Here is a 16817-nt window from a genome sequence, read left to right on the forward strand (position 1 = left end):
TTCAATTTTTCAAAAAAAGAGGTTCAGTAGGGATAGAACACAAAAAAGAGCAGGCAGAGAAGAAACAGCCCCCAGCCTGCGGGATGGACATCCCCGGCCCGCCCTTTCATCACCTTGAATACCGGGAAGAGCACGAATCCGGCACACAGCCCGACACCCAGGTTCCCGGTGAAGATCATCATCACGATGACCGCAAATGCGGGAATGAGTTCGGTGTAATCGTGATAATCAATCTTTGCAAGCGGGCTGAGCATCAGCATCCCGACGGCGATGAGTGCAGGACCTGTCGCGGCAGCAGGAATGGCTGCAAAGAGCGGAGAGAAGAAGAGCCCGAGTGAGAAGAGGCCTGCCACCGTAAGCGCCACCAGACCGGTTCGTCCGCCGGCAGCCGTGCCGGCACCCGATTCCAAAAATACCCCTGCCGTTGTCGTCCCAAAAAGAGCCCCTGCAATGGTGGCGAGTGAATCCGCTGCAAAGGTCTTCTCGATCTCCGGCAGGTCACCGTTCGCATCGGTCAGTCCTGCCTGGGTAGCAATCCCCAGTGCCCCGCTCATCGTAAAGAACAGGTCCATCGTAAACATGGTCAGGAGAACAGAAACCATCCCCCAGGACAGGACACCCACGATATCAAGCTGCAAAAGAACAGGGGCGGGATTCGGGGGCAGCGAAACAACGGCATCGGGCAGCGGCGCAATCCCGGTGAAAAACGCGGCTGCGGCAGTCGCAAGGATACCTATCAGGATGGCACCCCGCACTCCGCGTACCATGAGAATACTGATTAACAGAAATCCGCCGATGGCGAGAAGAATGGACGGAGAGGTGAGCGCTCCGGCCTTCAGGAGAGTACCTCCCTGCCCTCCCGCCACAATCCCGGATGTGGTCAGTCCGATATAACTGATGAACAGCCCGACACCCACCACAAAACTGTATTTCAGGTTCTTCGGCACGGCCTGCGCCAGAATGGTGCGCCCGCCGGTGACCGTCAGGATGAAGAGGAGGACACCGGAAAGAAAGACCGCCCCAAGGGCTGTCTGCCAGGAGTAGCCGAGCACCCCCACGACCGTATAGGCGACAAAGGCATTCGTCCCCATATAGGGTGCGACCGCGAACGGGCGATTTGCATACAGCCCCATGAGTGCACACCCAAAGACCGCAGACAGAATCGTTGCAACCATCGACGGCCCGAACGGCATCCCTGCGGCCTGGAGAATCGCAGGATTGACGACGATGATATACGCCATCGTCATAAACGTTGCAGCACCGGCCAGAACCTCGGTCCGGGCATTGGTGCCGTATTCATCAAATCTGAAGTATTCTGCGATTCCCATTTCATTCTCCTGTGAACTGAATATCAGTCCGAATCAGGGGATGATAATGATGTCCATTTATTTGTTTAAACACAAGTAAACTTGATTTGTGCACAAGCACATCCACAAAAAAAGCCGCATCTACTGAAATTACGTCCGTAAGAAACAGGAACAGTGAACAGGTACCGGTTCTCCCAAACCGACAACCTGTTCAGACAGCTCTTCTCTGCTAAATACGATACCGGAAAAACGTTGAATTATCAGGAGCCGTAGTAGGCCTCCATCACCAGACCGCGGAACGCTTCTCCCCGTCGTTCACACTCCTGGAAAACCGCATTTCTACCGGCCGGATCACCGATTTTGAGGAGTGCTGCGGCCGTAAGCGCACGACAGCTTTCTGAGGATTCCTCATGCATGATCCTGAGCATCGGTTCAACCGATTTCTGGTTTTTTATCTCTGCAAGTGCCCAGATTGCGGGATCTCTGACTGACTCTCCAGAGGAGGTTGCTGTCTCGATGAGAGAGTCAACAGAATCCGTACCAATTCGGGCCAGTGCCATTGCAGATATCCAGCGGACACTCGGACTGCCTTTCTTTAGCAGTTCGATCAGTGATTCGACAGCATGCTCATCGCTTTGTCTGAGGAAATCAACCGTCCGCATGATTTCAGGAATATTCCCTTCCTGAAATTTTTTCTCCAGCTGCCTGAGAATTGTTCCGGGTTCCCCGGGTTGTACAACCTCTGCCCCGGGTTTTACCTTCTGTAGCTGTATGTCATTCACCCCCTTTTCGTACCCCTATACAGCATCCGGTATAGATAGAGATATACAAAGCAAAAGAGCCCCTCAACAGTGCCATGCAAACTGATAATACAGGATGATTGTTCCCGGAAATCTCCAAACCATTAGCATCGCAGAATAGATTTTTTCCAGATAGTGTCCGCAATATTTTTTCAGGATACCCTATTCAACCCGATGAAGGTACAATCCTTCCCGACTGTTCCGGCACAGGGGTGATTACGAGAGAATCCGTATCCCGGGTTACCCACTGCTCTTTTGCAAATCTGTGCGATACACCGGAAAGAGCAGACGACATATCGTCCCCGAACCTTTCCCCTTTTCACGGTCGTGACCATTTTTACTCCCGTATACGGTGCATCCCGGCCGTCTGATATGCCTCATGAAGTATGCCGGCACACCAGGTGGCAGGGAGTATTGCAGGCCCCTTCTGAGTTTTCAATAAAGTAAAAATAAATAGTGTTAAATCAAAAAAATGTGCCATACAATTGAATTTGTATTAACTAATATGAAATTGTATTGGTGACACTATGCATATAATGGAAGGTTTCCTGCCCAGCCCATGGTGGCAGATATGGTGGATTCTGGCACTTCCGTGCCTGATATACGGTTTATACAAACTGAAGAAAATTATGGATACAAACCGTGAACTGCTCCCGCTGCTTGGCATTGCAGGCGGATTTATTTTTGTTCTGTCCGCCCTGAAGCTCCCTTCGGTAACCGGAAGCTGTTCCCACCCAACAGGGACGGCACTGTCAGCAATTACCTTTGGCCCGTGGATCACCGCAGTACTGGGCTGTATCGTTCTCCTGTTCCAGTCCCTGTTTCTGGCACACGGCGGTCTGACCACCCTGGGTGCGAACATGGTTTCCATGGCCATCGTTGGACCATTCGTTGGCTATTATATTTACAAGGCCCTCGACAGGCTGAATGTCAATTTCTTTGTCAATGTATTCATCGCAGCATTCCTCTGTGATCTGGTCACCTACTGTGTGACCGCACTTGAACTCGCCCTTGCGTTTCCGGACACCTCAGGCGGGCTTATACCTTCCTTCGCAGCATTCCTCGGTGTCTTTGCGGTTACCCAGATCCCGCTCGCGATCGTTGAAGCGCTGGTATTCGTTGTGATCTTCAAATACATCGTCATCCTGAAGCCGGAGATGCTTCTGAAACTGAAAGTGCTGACAGACACCAAAATGGAGACCGTCAAAGGAGGGTTGCAGAATGAAGTATCTGTTTGAAATCATCACGCTCATTGCAATAATCCTCTTCACGGGTGCATTCCTTTACACGGATACCATGGTGCAGGCATCAGGCGAAGAAGGCTGGGGAGGAACAGACGGTGTGGGTTCCGGGATGGTTGAAGCAACCGGCTATGAACCCTGGATCGATAACTCCGATTATACCTTCACTCCCCCGTCAGGTGAGATCGAGTCCTGCCTCTTCGCCCTGCAGGCCGTATTCGGCGGTCTGTTGATCGGATGGATATTCGGGTCATGGGCAACAGAGAGACGGATGAAAAAGAACTCAATCTAACTTTTTTGATACCCGATGAATTACGAACTGCTTGAAAATAGTGCCCGGAACAGCAGGCTCGGGGATGTGCACCCCGCAGTAAAGCTGATACTGGGTCTGGGATGCATCCTCATCTCCGTTTCCTCGGAAAGTTTTCTCACGCCGCTTGTCATCGCTGTTTCCATCAGCCTCATAACGGTCGTTTTTGGGGGGATACACCCGCGTATGTACCTCAGGCTGCTCTTCATCCCTCTTGGTTTTGCGCTCCTGAGCGTGCTCGTCATACTCTTTGTCAGAAACAGCGGAGAGATTCTTTTTTCCTGCTCTGTCTTCGGATGGCTGACCCTGACGGTCACGACAGGAAGCATCAATGAAGGCACACTCATTTTATCCCGGATATTTGGCGGGATGTGTGCTCTGTTCTTCATATCCCTCTCAACCCCGGTGACAGAGATCTTTACTCTGGCAAAAAAATGCCGTCTGCCTGAGTTCCTGACTGAACTTGCGATGCTTATCTACCGGTTTATCTTCATTCTCATGGAACAGGCGGAAATGATATACCGTGCCCAGGTGATGCGCCTCGGATATATGAGACGGAAGGGTGCGGCTGAATCATTCGGATGCATGGCCGGAACCCTTTTCATCCATTCCCTCGAGTCAGGCGAAGCCGTCATCGCGGCAATGGACTGCAGATGCTATACCGGCAGATACGCATCCCTTGGAGAGCAGGGCGTGTTCTTTGGCCAGGCCCTCTTTGGAACACTACTCTATCTCTCCGTGATGCTCTGCATAATGACGCTTTCTGGCAATACCCAATTGTATGGTGGTGTAATCCCGTGAACTGCATACTTGAACTGACAAATCTCGAATACCATTACCCAAACGGACCGAAGGCGCTTGAAGGCGTCAGTCTCCGTATCCAGCGGGGTGAAAAGCTTGCACTGGTGGGACCCAACGGGGCAGGAAAATCAACACTGCTCCTCATGCTGAACGGAATGCTCAGGCCCGATTCCGGGACCGTCCGGTTTAACGGAAATCCTGTCTCCTACACACGGAAAGCACTGATGGAACTGAGAAAACAAGTCGGATTTGTATTCCAGAACCCCGACCACCAGATCATCGCCCCCACTGTATACCAGGATGTGGCGTTCGGGCCGGTGAATCTGGACTACACGGAGGAGGAAGTAAAACGGTCGGTACGCGAAGCACTGATCTATGTAGGCATGAGCGGTTTCGACCGGCGCCCGCCGCACAATCTCTCGGGAGGGGAGAAGAAGAAAGTCGCCATGGCAGGAGTCCTCGCGATGAATCCCGATGTGCTGGTATTCGATGAACCCACCAGCGCCCTTGACCCGGACAGTGCCCGGAGCATTATGGAGCTTCTGGACGAACTCCATCATGCGGGAAAGAGCATCATCATCTCGACACATGATGGAGAACTCGCCTATGCATGGGCGGACCGGGTTATTCTCATGAATCAGGGGAAAATAATTGTCGGCAGCAAACCGGAGGATGCATTTTCGGATAAACAGCTGCTCGCGGAGGCCGGATTATCAAAACCGGTGATCATTGAGCTGTATGACGCACTGTGTGAAATGGGGATGCCAAGAAACGGGAGAATACCGAAATCGGTCCTCGATGTTGTCCGGATACTGGAAACGGAATATCATCATGCCACCGCCTGTGAAGCCTGCGGTTCGATCATTCTTGCAGATGCCGCCAGCTCTGACGATGAGAGCCTTACACGATTCATCCATGCCGGAACTGTCGCGGCTGTGGGCGCAATGGGGACTGCAGCAAAGGAAAAGGCAGGACAGTGCGGCATATCCCTCACCTGTTCCTACGGGGTTATCGACAAATGCCTGCTGAAGGCACTATCCGGAAAAAACAGTCTCATCATCACGAGCGGAGGCATGATAAACCGGGTATGTAACCGGGTGGAGGAGTTCAATGCAGAAAGCGGGAAGAATGTTGAAATCGTCAGGTATGAAGATTTCATCCGGTCACAGGGACCCGCAGGTCATGAACCCCTGTCAGAATCCGTCGAAACCATCCCTGTTTTTGAAGAATGAAACGGAAAAATCGTCAAAATTGCCTCTTCGCTTCCCCCATCCTCTTCTTTTCTGCTCTTTTGCCCGCCACCCATCACAATTGAACGGTGCTAAAACCCGCCTGCCATGACGACAAAGAGATCCGACTGGGGAGCCGGAGGAGCACCCGTATCACCGAGGGCGATTCTTTCATCCGGATATCCCAGCCGTTCACAGAGAGCAATCCGACATTTCAGCGATTGTTCCGTCAATCTCTCTGCTAAAAGAGCAGGGACAAATCCGGGGTCCGCAATAATAAAGACCGTTTTGCCCCGTTCAATCTCAAAACAGATCTCCCCAAAAGCCGTTTCATAGTCTTTTGCATGGGCGTTTACGATGGCTGTTTTTGTCATGGGCACGCCCAGTTTTGCACAGGCATACTGGTAGGAGGATATGCCCGGGATTACCTCACCCCCGAGGGAGCCAAGTCCTGCCAGCATGGGATCACCCGTCGAGAGGAGAACGGCACTCTCCGGGAGGTGACGGAGCGCCCGGTAATCGGAGATGACCTCCGTCACGCAGTCTGTTCGTATATGCGCTGCGGCACGCTCAATGGCCCGTTCTGAGCCATAGATCAGGTCTGCATCCCGGATGGCGGCAATTGCCGCTTCGGTGAGCATGCCCGGCCCGCAGCCGACACCAACGACCTTCAGTTCGAATCCCCCTGTATTCTTCCCTCACGGTCAATGATGACCACCCGCATGCCCGGCATGCACCGTTTATAATCTGCAAGATTCTGCTCCATAATATCCGTCCAGCGGGGTGACTGCGTCAGCTCCTCGACCGTCCCGTATCCGGTGCCGTCCAGAATTGCAGGATTGATAAACTTCAGGATGAGCGCCGGAAGGCCGCAGAGAACCGCTTCCCCTCCTGCCGCCTCAATGCCCCGCTCCATGAATTTGCCCACAAGGACCACCTCACGTTCGGGAAAGAGCATCCTCGCATACCGCAGGCCCACTCTCCCCGTGGTCAGCACCGGCTGCTTTGCCGACCGGATTCTCCCGAAGACATCCTCTGAGAGATGGTCATCCCATGGTTCAACAAGCCCGGTCGAGCCCAGCACAGAGACTCCCCCCACAACACCCACGTTCGGATTGAGGGTCTGTTTCCCGATTGCTGCACCGTCCGGGATGGTGAGGCGAACCGTCACGCCATCCAGATGCAGGTCCCGGGCCGCCTCCTCTGTCGCACCCCGGATGGTCGCCCACGACGGAGGGCTGATCGCCGCATCGCCGATGTGGTATCGCGGCGTCTTTCGCACAAACCGCCCGATACCCTCCCCCGCCCGAACAGCGATGCCGGATGCAGTCTCCGTTGCCTCTGCACAGAAGAGCAAATCTGCGGTGATATCATGCGCATAGTCCCCCGGATATTTCCTCGCAGAACCGCACCCGTTTCTTCCCTCTGCGGGGACTTCACATCTCAGGCCGCAGGGAAGGGCGATACAAACAGACGATACCGGCTCATGGAGGGACAGCACGGCCGCCTTGCATGCCGCAGCAGCCGTGGTTCCGGTGGTAAACCCCCGTTTCAGGATTGTCCCTCCGGAGGTGAGAACAGCAAGACCCCCTCTGACCTGCTCAAGTGCATGGCTGTCCGTGCATGCCCGGACCCATTCATCGGGGTATACAAAGCCGGTTACCGGATCATGCACCTTCATCATCTCATCGCTGACTTTCAATGTACATCGTGATGATCTCGTTTACGGAAGCGACCGCGGGAGGTGTCCCGCCGCGTGTTCCCACGTTTGAAACAGACGGGACATGCTTTGTCCGGAGAATCTCTTTTGATTCCTTCGCATTGACAAAACCGACCGGCGTACCGATAACAAGCGAAGGGCGGACGCCTTCGTCAATCATCCTGCATACCGTCAGCAGGGCCGACGGGGCATTGCCAATGACGATGATCGCATTCTCAAGCCGGTCCCGTAATGCCATAAACCCCGCAGACGTCCGGGTAATCCCATATTCCCGGGAGATATCCGCTCCAAAATCCAGCGCACAGAGCACCTCCGACTGATGCTCGTTTTTCCGGATGCCCGTCTGGACCATCCTGATATCCGTGATGACAGGCGCACCTGCCGCAAGGGCACGGAGCCCTGCCTCCACCGGATGGCTGGTGAATGCCATAAGATCAGCCATACCGAAATCGCCGACCGCAATGGCGCAGCGCTGGCGGATTCTGTCCTCCGGCGTCTCGTTTCCGACCACCTGCCGGGCAAGGCCCCTGCTTGTCGATGAGATGGCGTAGCCCTCTCGTGTGTCCGCACCCGGATCAATATACGTATTTTCGGTCATAGCCCCTCGGTGTGATCATCTGCTCTTTTCCGCAGATGGTTCCCATGCGTGACTCCTCTCCGCCGATGATCACAATGGAGCGCATATCGACAAAACTGTCATCGGCAAAGAGCGATTTCAGGGTAAAGAACCGGACCTCCTCTTCATCCCGGAATGCGTTTTTTACCACGACCACCGGAACGGAACCATCCTGATATTTCAGAGCGATGGACAGCGCCTGCGCAAGATTATCGGGCCGCCCCCTGCTCTTCGGATTGTAAACGGCGACCGGCACCCCCATCCGGAACGCCAGATCCATCCTCTTTTCAATTACCTCCCACGGCGTGAGAAGGTCTGAGAGCGAGAGGGTGACATAATCCCCGGAAAGAGGCGAACCGGCACGGGAAGCCGCAGCGGTGGCGGCCGTGACACCGGGTATTACCTCATATTCGATGCAGGAGTGGTCATGCTCAAGCACTTCCAGCACAATACCTGCCATTCCGTACACCCCCGGATCACCGCCGCTGACCATGCAGACGGTCTTTTCGTGCGCCAGTTCCACACAGGCCCGTGCACGCTCAACCTCCTTCCCCATGGAGCTCCGGATGACCTCTTTTCCCTCCACCAGATCCTCAATCTGCCTGAGGTAGAAGTCATTCCCGATGATGACGGCTGATTCCCGGATGGCGTCTTTTGCCCTCTCCGTCAGCTGATCCGTTCTTCCGGGGCCGATGCCCACGATGAAGAGTTTTCCCCTGTTATCTGATGACCGCAACAGTCACTCCTCCGTAAATCTGCTTTTTCATAATGATCTCTTTTCTCTTTGAAAGGGCCAGCGCCGCGGGTTCTGCCACCCCGGGGAGACCCAGTTTATCGCTGGCCCGCGACGGCGACGGGGGAGATTCTGCCCGGATGAACGCATCATCCACACAGATCAGGTTCCCGTCCAGCTCCCCGACTGCCTGAATAAGCCCGGCTTCATCGTATTTTATCGCTGAAGTTGCGTATGCAAGGACCTCATCGGGCGTGATGCCCGCATCGGTGAATGCGGATGCAAGGGCCCGGAGAATATCCTCTTTCCCGGCCCCTCTCCGGCACCCGATGCCGACGATATATTCTCCGCTCTTCAGCAGCACAGAGACGCCCGGCGGTGCGATGGCAATGGCCGGGGGTGCGATCACGTGCACAGCGACATTGCCATCGAGAATCCCTGCATTGACCACCCGTGTCGAATCCCTGTTGATTATCTCAAGACCCCGTGCTGCTGCTGTCGACTCCACCGAAGGCAGCCCCCGTGTCTCGGTTGCGGTGGTAATCACCGGGTGCAGGCCCTGCTCCTCCAGCCGCTTTGCCACCGCATTTCCGCCGTGATGCCCCCCCAGCAGAGGGATGGCATACCGGAAGTCGGGACTGACGACGACGACACAGGGGTCGGTCCATTTGTCGTGCAGGTGAGGTGCAGCGGCCCTGACCGCAATCCCCGTGGACATGACCGCGACAATCGTTTTATAGCGTTCAAACGCGTTTCCGAATGCCTCTTTTGAGTACACCTCAAAAGAGGCATCCATCCGGTCTGCCAGCTCCTGTGCCCTGCCGGCAGTCATTTCCAGGGATATTACAATGGTGTCTGTCATCCGTAGAGGTGGGAATGGGTGTAGGAGGGCCCTACGGGGTTCACCACTTCACCGATGATGATGAGTGCGGTCTTAACAATTCCTGCTGCCCGTGCCTTCTCTGCGATATCAGCGACAGTCCCGCGGACGACCTTCTCGTCCGGCCAGGTGGCGTGATAGATAACAGCCGCAGGCGTCTCCGGTGGGCATTGCACCTTTCCAACGATCTCCTCCAAGTGCTCGGTGCCCAGAAATATCACCATCGTCTGCCCGAGTGCGGAGAGTTCAGCAATCCAGTCCTCCTCAAGGGTCTTTCCGGCAGGGCGGGTGATGATGACGGATTCTGAGACCCCTTTCAGCGTATACTGGATGCCAAGGGATGCGGCCGCTCCAAAAAACGATGAGACGCCCGGAACACGTTCGACCTCGATGCCTGCGTTGTGCAGAATGTCCACCTGCTCGATGATGGCGCCGTAGAGTGCGGGGTCTCCGGAATGGAGGCGCACGACCGTTTTGCCGCTCTGTGCCGCCTCGATCATGAGATCCGTCATCTCTGCAAGCTTCATCCCCCAGCTGTCATATTTTTCAGCAGCAGGGCATGCCGCCACCAGCTCGGGGTTCACGAGGGATCCGGCATAAATGAGCAGATCGGCCCGGTCCAGCAATGCTTTTCCCTTTACCGTGATGAGGCCCGGATCGCCGCATCCGGCCCCGACAATGTATATTGTTGGCATCTCTCTCACTTCCCCGCATATAATATACTGAAATACGCACTTTCTTCCGGGAGCTCATCTGTCTGGTATATCCTCTGGCCGTCCATGTACATTTTTTCGGCCAGAATGAACCGGGTATACCCGGATTTCCTCAGTTCATCGGCCGTCTCCCGTGGCCGCCTCACCTTCAGCCGGATGGTTGCGGTCTGCTCCGACCCGTCTGTTATCTCAATGCCTCCGTTCAGCGTGACGCCCGCAGCAGAGGTGAATGCAGTAATGGAGCTGACTCCGGGGACAGATGTATAGGAAATCTCCGGGTATTTCTCGTCCAGCACCGCACAGAGCCTCCCGAATGTGCCGTAAAAGTTCGGGTCGCCGAGGATGCAGAAGACGGCAAGGCCGTCACGGGCCACCGGAGCAATGAGGTCGGCATTCTTCCCGATGCACCGGGTAATGTATCCTTCATCCGCGGTCATCGGAAAGGACAGGACGACCGGATCTGCCCGGTAGGGTGCGATGATATCCTTTGCAACGGTTCCGGGCACAAATACCTGATCTGCCTGTTCAATCAGGTTCACTGCCTTTACGGTCAGAAGCTCAGGGTCTCCGGGACCGATGCCAACAGCGACAAGCATCTACTGCTTCACCTCACCGACGATGATATACACGGGATTTAAGGGTTTAAACATCAGATCGCCTGCCAGATCATATGACCGGGAGACCTGAATGTGGAGTGCCTCAACAAATATGCCCAGTTCTCTCATCTTCCTGACCGTCCGTGAAACCGTGTCCAGAAGAACGGCGTTGACCACAATTCTTCCCCGGACGATCTCCGTCAGCTTTTCAAGCACCGTCTCTATCTCTCCTGAACCGCCGACAAAGGCACAGTCCAGCCTGTTCATTTCGTCAAGAGCATGAGACGCCTCGCCGTGGATCAGGGTGATATTCTCTATCTCTGCCGTTTCAATCTCCTGCCGTGCGTATTCAACCGCTTCAGCCCGCCGGTCAACTGCATACACACGTCTGCATCGCTCAGACGCCTGAATGGATATTTTTCCGGTGCCGCATCCGATGTCGGCCATGACATCCCCCTCCCGAATTCTGAGTTTGAGCAGGGATACTGCCATCACTTCGTCCTGTGTCGGTCCGCCTTTGAGTCCCATTAAAACATACATTAATTGTTTTAATTCAGATAAAGTGTTGTTGTTTCAATGTGGGCCGTTACTGCGGACAACGTGAGATACCAACGGGAATATTCTGAAGCAGACGTTTAAAAGAATGCCACCACTTCCCCTGCCGGCGGGGTGTGATGAGGCGGGAAAAAAGATTCGTGTCTCATGCATCTGCCACATGCAGTGCATATTTCCGTCAGACGGCAGTTTCAGGCCACGGCAGCCAATCAGCAGGCAAATTCAATCGTGACCTCTCACCGGAGAGAGCCTGAACCACTCGTTTCACCCACGGTTGACCGAACGGATGGTATCCACCAGTCCGGCTGCAAACGGATCCGTGAAATATGCATGGGTATACCCCGCCAGCACATTCTGGAGATAAATCCCGTCTTTCCCGTCTTCAATTCCCCGGCCCCGCTTCAGCTCCAGCGCAAACCGCACGTCTGCGGCGGCGTCCACTCTGGTATAATGGAATTCATGCCCCCGGTATACGGTCCCCCGGGGAAACAGAGCGTCTGCAGCCGTACACCCGGCATCGACGTAGCCGAGTGCCTGGAACCGTCCCATCTTCACGGTCTCGGCCGGGATGACGCCGCACATCCGTGTCGTCGTCCCGTCCATCTCAATACTCTCCGTCAGGTAGGTGAGACCACCGCACTCGGCATAGATGGGCATGCCGCTGTCCGCAGCTTTTTTCACCGCATCCCTGCATGGAGAGCGTGCCAGTTCAGCGCAGTGCAGTTCAGGATAACCGCCGCCGAAATACAGGGCATCCACATCCGGCAGGGAGTCGGTGAGGGGGCTAAAAAAGACCAGTTCAGCACCGGAGTTTCGCAGCCGGTCAAAATTGTCCGCATAATAGAAATTGAATGCCGCGTCATATGCAACCCCGATCCAGACCGGATGGGTCCGTTCTGCCCTTTCGGTTTCAGAGGTTCGGACGGAAAAAGTGCTCTTTGCAATGCCTATGATGGCATCGATATCACAGTTCTCCTCCAGAATTCCCCTGAATTCAGAGATAGAACTGGTCTCATGCGCCATCCGGAGCCCCAGATGCCTGCTCTCAATGCATCTCTCCTTCTCCCAGGGGATATATCCGAATGCGGGGGCGGCAAGAGACGCCGCAATCATCTCTCCGTGCCGTTTGCTGCCGACCCGGTTGAAGATCACGCCGCCGATGTTCACATCAGGATCAAATGAGGTAAACCCCAGCACCTGCGCATTGACACTGCGTGAGGCGCCCTTTGCATCGACGACCAGCACAACCGGACACCCGAGGATCTTTGCCACATGGCCGGTGCTGCCGGTGTCCTCCCCCTCAAGCCCGTCAAAAAGGCCCATGACGCCCTCAATCACGGCGATATCGGCTCCCGCGGACGCCCGGACAAAGGTATCCCTTACCCCCTCTTCCCCCATCATATACGGGTCAAGATTCCGTGAATGCCTCCCGCAGATGGCGGTGTGATGGGTCGGGTCGATAAAGTCCGGCCCCACTTTGAAAGGCTGGACGTTAAGCCCCCGTTTCACGAGAGCAGACATCAGTGCCCCGGAGATCGTGGTCTTGCCGCATCCGCTGTGGGTGCCTGCGATAATAATGGCGGGAATCATCTTAAATCAGATATTGTACGGAAATAGTATTTTCCAGTTCCTTTTCGACCTTTTTCAGAAGACCTCCGGAACAGTGAATTTTTGTATTGATATACCGGTCCGCCCTCTTGCAGCCGTACCGGCACCCGATCCCAGAAATACCCCAGGCGTAGTCATCCCGAAGAGGGCACCTGCGATGGTGGCAATTTAACCGCCAATTCGCACGTAATTAATAGTGGGCCCGTTTTTTAGTCATTGTACCGGTATCCATACTTTGGAACAGCAATTTCAAACCGTGCACCTTTGCCATCGGTTCCGGTTTCTGAGATTGATATATCGGTGATATCAAGAATTTCCCGGGACAAAAACAGCCCGAAACCAGTATTTGAACCAACACCGCGGTCGAATATCTTCTTTTTCATATCATCTGCAATGCCGATGCCATTGTCTTCAATTGTTAAAACCCCGCTCCCTCCGGTTTCATGGAAAGAAACATGAATGTCAGTCACATGTTTCCCATGCCTGACGGCGTTTTCAAAAATATTGTAAAAGACCTTTTCAAGCATTTGGTCGGTAAATATTTCCAGTGTGCCGGTATCTATCCTGACGTTTACCGCGGTAGAAGACATATTTGATACAGCCAAACTGGCTGAATTTTCAACGGACTGCCAGGTCGGGCTGTGTACACCAAGTTCCTGATATTCACGGGTAAATGCGATCTGGCTTTCAATCATTTCTGTGGCTCCGATAATCTTCCCCAGATAATCATCAGCCTTTCCTTTGTCATCTTCCCCTTTTAGCATCTCTTCATACCCAAGGAGAACACTGATCTGGTTGTTGATATCATGCCGGGTGATGGACGAAAGGAGGTTCAGCTTTTTATTCAGCGTCTTCAGTGCATTTTCTGTATTTTTTCGTTCAGTGATATCTCGTCCGACAGACAGGTGGACCACCCGGTTGTTTAATGCAAAGCAGCAGGAATTATTCTCAATAGTAGCAATGGTGCCATCTTTTCGTATCGCTTTGGCTTCAAAGGTTGCTCTTCCTTTTGTGCGGAACTGATTCGCGATATTCAGATAATGATCCCTTGTTTCAGCCCCTTCAATGTCCACCATAGACATCTGGAGCATTTCATCACGGCTGTAGCCAAGACTCCTGCAGGCGGCATCGTTTACCTCCAGGAATCTTCCGGGAGGCCCTCTCGGTGGAAACTCATTAAGAAATATGATGTCACCAGTGGAATTGAATATCTCCCGAAACTTTGTTTCACTCTCACGAAGTGTCTGCTCTGCTTTTTTCCTCTCGCTGACATCCCTTCCCACAGACAGGTGAACCATCCGGTTATTTAATTGAAAAATGGTTCCGCAGGTATCGAATGTAATTATGCTGCCATCTTTTGTTATGGCCCTGCCTTCAAAGGATGCTCTTCCTTTTGCACGATACTGTTTTACGATATCATCAAAATGGTCTCTGATTTCAGGCAACAAAATGTCCGCCATCGACATCCGGAGCAGTTCTTCACGCGTGTATCCCAGATTCCTGCACGTAGCATCGTTCACTTCTATGAATCTGCCAGGACCCGTCCCCGGGATAAACTCATTCAGAAATATGACATCACTTGCAGAATTGAATATCTCACGGAATTTAATTTCGCTCTCACGTTGTGCCGCCTCCACCCTCTTTCGTTCAGATATATCCCGTACAAAAGCGCACCCGTACTTCTGGCCATCATAATTCAGGTTTACAACACTGATCTCAGTACTGACATCTTCACCATCTTTTTTGGAAGACTTTACTTCAAAGATGAAAGCACTATTCCGGTCGTGTTTATTCCAAAAATCCAGAAAATTCTCCTGTTGAAAATTAGGGATAAACATGGAAAGACCCATTCCCCGTAATTCTTCCTCAGAATAACCAAAAATATCTGTAGCCTTCTTATTGACAGAAATAAAATCACCATTAAAGTCCACCCAAAATATGGCATCAGGGCCATTATCCATGGTAAACTGGGTAAATTTCAGTTTTGTTTCTGCTTCCTTCTGCCCGGTAATGTCAATGAAGGAAATGATATTTTTCTTTGTACCCGGAATCATTGCCGAGGTCAGTTTAACATCTATGATCTCACCGGTTCTGTGAATTAGTCTGCAATCGTAGCTATTTGGCACTGAATCCGGTTCAGTCCGTCTGAGCCGGTGATATTCCAGTACTCTCTCCCGGTCTTCTTCTGCAACCCTTTCCTGCCAGTTCAAAAACATCCCGGGCTCATCTCCGGAATAACCCATGAGCAGTTTCATCTTTTCATTGACATGTAAGATAGTGACCTCATCTTCAACAATTGCCATTGCAGTTCCGGTATTTTCAAATACCGTCCGGTAAATTCCTTCTGCCTGTTTGTAGTCAGTTATGTCCCGTATGGATTCAATGGCACCGGTAACACGGCCATCGGTATCATAAAGGGGGGAAGCAGTAAACCACAGGTATGCCCCCTCACCGTTGCGAAGATGAGGGATGAATGTCTCTGCATATAATCTATCTCTGTTTTCACGATTCAGTACCGGATAAGAAACTTCCGTCTGCAAACTTTCATTGAGAACCAGATCAATCATGATCGGACGACGTTTACCGTAAAATGGCAGGGCATATTCATAGTCCCCCTTTCCAAGCATTTCAGATGCGGGAGTGCCTGTCATCTGTTCTATTGCACGGTTCCATGCAATCACTCTCCCATCCATTTTGACTGCAAAGGTGGCGTCAGGCATGAAATTGATGACATCTGCCATCTTTCGTTCATATTCAAGGAGGCGCTTTTCCGCCCGGGTTTTATAAACCACCTGCCTGACACAGTTCTGAAGTTCTCCAAACTGAACATTTGGTTTTCCGCCTTTCTGGAGGTAGTAATCGGCACCGGCATTGAATGCCTCAATAGCAACTTCTTCCCTGCCCCTGCCGGTGAAGAGAATAAAAGGGATGCTGTTTCCTTCAGTACGGAGTGTTTTCAGGAATTCAAGACCGTCCATTTCAGGCATCTGGTAGTCAGATATAACCGCATCATATTTTTCCTCCTGAATCATGTGAAGGGCCTCTTTTACAGAAGAGGCAGTATTGAGCAAAAAATTCCCGGTGTATTCCAGATATTGTTTCGTTACATTGAGCAGTATGGTTTCATCGTCGACATATAACAGGAATATTCGATCATCAGAATTCCCCCCGAATTCAGGAATCATATATTTAACCTCTTTTATCCTATTTCGTTAATCGATTTTCCTAGTGATAACTCTTTCCCCAACTGACTGTCACATCAGGTTAATGTATGTATTAAATACATTTTTCTTCAAGCCCTGATTTGTCAGGACGAAAAGAGAAACCTGCCTGCAATGTGGCCCAAACAATAACAAATCAGTTAAAATAAATTTTTATTTCTACAATTTATTCGTATTAGATGCTTGTTTTACAGAATTATTATAAAGATAATGACAAAAAACCCATTCTCTCATGTTCAATAGCATGGATACCTGGTGAACGGGAATAAAAAAAGTATCAGGACGAAAGACAACAATTGCATTTTCGCTTTCACCGGTGAGCATATCAAAAAGTGTGCCTGCCCGATGAACCGGATATGAAGAAGAATAAGAGGAAATACCAAAAATAATATTCCATAGAATATATTCGAAACACAAACCAACACATAGACACACCACACAATTAGTTTAATAATTCAATATTTCATATAATACAATATGAATTTAT

Annotated in this window: 16 protein-coding genes; 4 read left to right on the forward strand and 12 right to left on the reverse strand. The window is 52.2% G+C overall.

Annotated elements, in window-relative coordinates:
- Positions 1-23: 23 nt before the first annotated feature.
- Together L1S32_RS05840 and L1S32_RS05845 are read right to left on the reverse strand one after the other, a co-directional pair.
- Positions 24-1328, reverse strand: coding sequence for an NCS2 family permease (locus L1S32_RS05840; protein WP_278156951.1), 1305 nt, complete (start codon positions 1326-1328; stop codon positions 24-26).
- A gap of 239 nt (positions 1329-1567) precedes the next feature.
- Complete coding sequence (locus tag L1S32_RS05845; protein WP_278156954.1) at positions 1568-1969, reverse strand: HEAT repeat domain-containing protein; 402 nt, start codon at positions 1967-1969, stop codon at positions 1568-1570.
- A gap of 665 nt (positions 1970-2634) precedes the next feature.
- On the opposite strand from L1S32_RS05845, the gene L1S32_RS05850 reads away from it, so the two are divergent.
- The 4 genes from L1S32_RS05850 to L1S32_RS05865 are packed head-to-tail and all read left to right on the forward strand — an operon-like array spanning position 2635 to position 5691.
- Positions 2635-3345, forward strand: a complete 711-nt coding sequence (locus L1S32_RS05850; protein ID WP_278156956.1) for an energy-coupling factor ABC transporter permease — start codon at positions 2635-2637, stop codon at positions 3343-3345.
- On the forward strand, positions 3329-3640 hold the full coding sequence (locus L1S32_RS05855; RefSeq protein ID WP_278156958.1) for an energy-coupling factor ABC transporter substrate-binding protein: 312 nt from the start codon (positions 3329-3331) through the stop codon (positions 3638-3640). The genes L1S32_RS05850 and L1S32_RS05855 overlap by 17 nt, the downstream gene beginning before the upstream one ends.
- Before the next feature lie 15 nt (positions 3641-3655).
- Entirely contained in the window at positions 3656-4459 is an 804-nt protein-coding gene (cbiQ, locus tag L1S32_RS05860) for a cobalt ECF transporter T component CbiQ (RefSeq protein ID WP_278156960.1), read from the forward strand.
- Positions 4456-5691: an ATP-binding cassette domain-containing protein gene (locus L1S32_RS05865; protein WP_278156962.1), complete on the forward strand. Its 1236-nt coding sequence runs from the start codon at positions 4456-4458 to the stop codon at positions 5689-5691. The genes cbiQ and L1S32_RS05865 overlap by 4 nt, the downstream gene beginning before the upstream one ends.
- Before the next feature lie 89 nt (positions 5692-5780).
- Here L1S32_RS05865 and L1S32_RS05870 read toward each other — a convergent pair whose 3' ends face one another.
- The 10 genes from L1S32_RS05870 to L1S32_RS05915 all read right to left on the reverse strand — a co-directional run bounded on the left by L1S32_RS05870 (position 5781) and on the right by L1S32_RS05915 (position 16294).
- Positions 5781-6362, reverse strand: a complete 582-nt coding sequence (locus L1S32_RS05870) for a cobalt-precorrin-7 (C(5))-methyltransferase (RefSeq protein ID WP_278157055.1) — start codon at positions 6360-6362, stop codon at positions 5781-5783.
- A complete protein-coding gene (locus tag L1S32_RS05875; protein WP_347403372.1) occupies positions 6359-7390 on the reverse strand; it encodes a cobalt-precorrin-5B (C(1))-methyltransferase in 1032 nt (343 codons plus the stop codon). Before L1S32_RS05875 ends, L1S32_RS05870 begins: the two co-directional genes overlap by 4 nt.
- Positions 7374-8006, reverse strand: coding sequence for a precorrin-8X methylmutase (locus tag L1S32_RS05880; protein ID WP_278156964.1), 633 nt, complete (start codon positions 8004-8006; stop codon positions 7374-7376). The genes L1S32_RS05875 and L1S32_RS05880 overlap by 17 nt, the downstream gene beginning before the upstream one ends.
- Entirely contained in the window at positions 7984-8760 is a 777-nt protein-coding gene (cobJ, locus tag L1S32_RS05885; protein ID WP_278156966.1) for a precorrin-3B C(17)-methyltransferase, read from the reverse strand. Before cobJ ends, L1S32_RS05880 begins: the two co-directional genes overlap by 23 nt.
- A complete protein-coding gene (gene cbiG, locus L1S32_RS05890; RefSeq protein WP_278156968.1) occupies positions 8744-9589 on the reverse strand; it encodes a cobalt-precorrin 5A hydrolase in 846 nt (281 codons plus the stop codon). Before cbiG ends, cobJ begins: the two co-directional genes overlap by 17 nt.
- 26 nt (positions 9590-9615) lie before the next feature.
- The gene (locus L1S32_RS05895; RefSeq protein ID WP_278156970.1) at positions 9616-10332 is read right to left on the reverse strand and encodes a cobalt-precorrin-4/precorrin-4 C(11)-methyltransferase; all 717 of its coding nucleotides are present in this window, start codon (positions 10330-10332) and stop codon (positions 9616-9618) included.
- Between the two features lie 5 nt (positions 10333-10337).
- Positions 10338-10946 carry a cobalt-factor II C(20)-methyltransferase gene (locus L1S32_RS05900; protein WP_278156971.1) on the reverse strand — a complete coding sequence of 203 codons (609 nt, stop codon included), beginning with the start codon at positions 10944-10946 and terminating at the stop codon, positions 10338-10340.
- Positions 10947-11474: a precorrin-6Y C5,15-methyltransferase (decarboxylating) subunit CbiT gene (cbiT, locus tag L1S32_RS05905; RefSeq protein WP_278156972.1), complete on the reverse strand. Its 528-nt coding sequence runs from the start codon at positions 11472-11474 to the stop codon at positions 10947-10949.
- Positions 11475-11765: 291 nt separating this feature from the next.
- Positions 11766-13091: a cobyrinate a,c-diamide synthase gene (locus L1S32_RS05910; RefSeq protein WP_278156974.1), complete on the reverse strand. Its 1326-nt coding sequence runs from the start codon at positions 13089-13091 to the stop codon at positions 11766-11768.
- A gap of 227 nt (positions 13092-13318) precedes the next feature.
- Positions 13319-16294 (reverse strand): PAS domain S-box protein, encoded by a 2976-nt coding sequence (locus L1S32_RS05915; RefSeq protein WP_278156975.1) that lies wholly within the window; start codon positions 16292-16294, stop codon positions 13319-13321.
- Positions 16295-16817 lie beyond the last annotated feature (523 nt).

Origin of the sequence: Methanogenium sp. S4BF (assembly GCF_029633965.1) — an archaeon.
Taxonomy (GTDB): Archaea; Halobacteriota; Methanomicrobia; order Methanomicrobiales; family Methanomicrobiaceae; genus Methanogenium.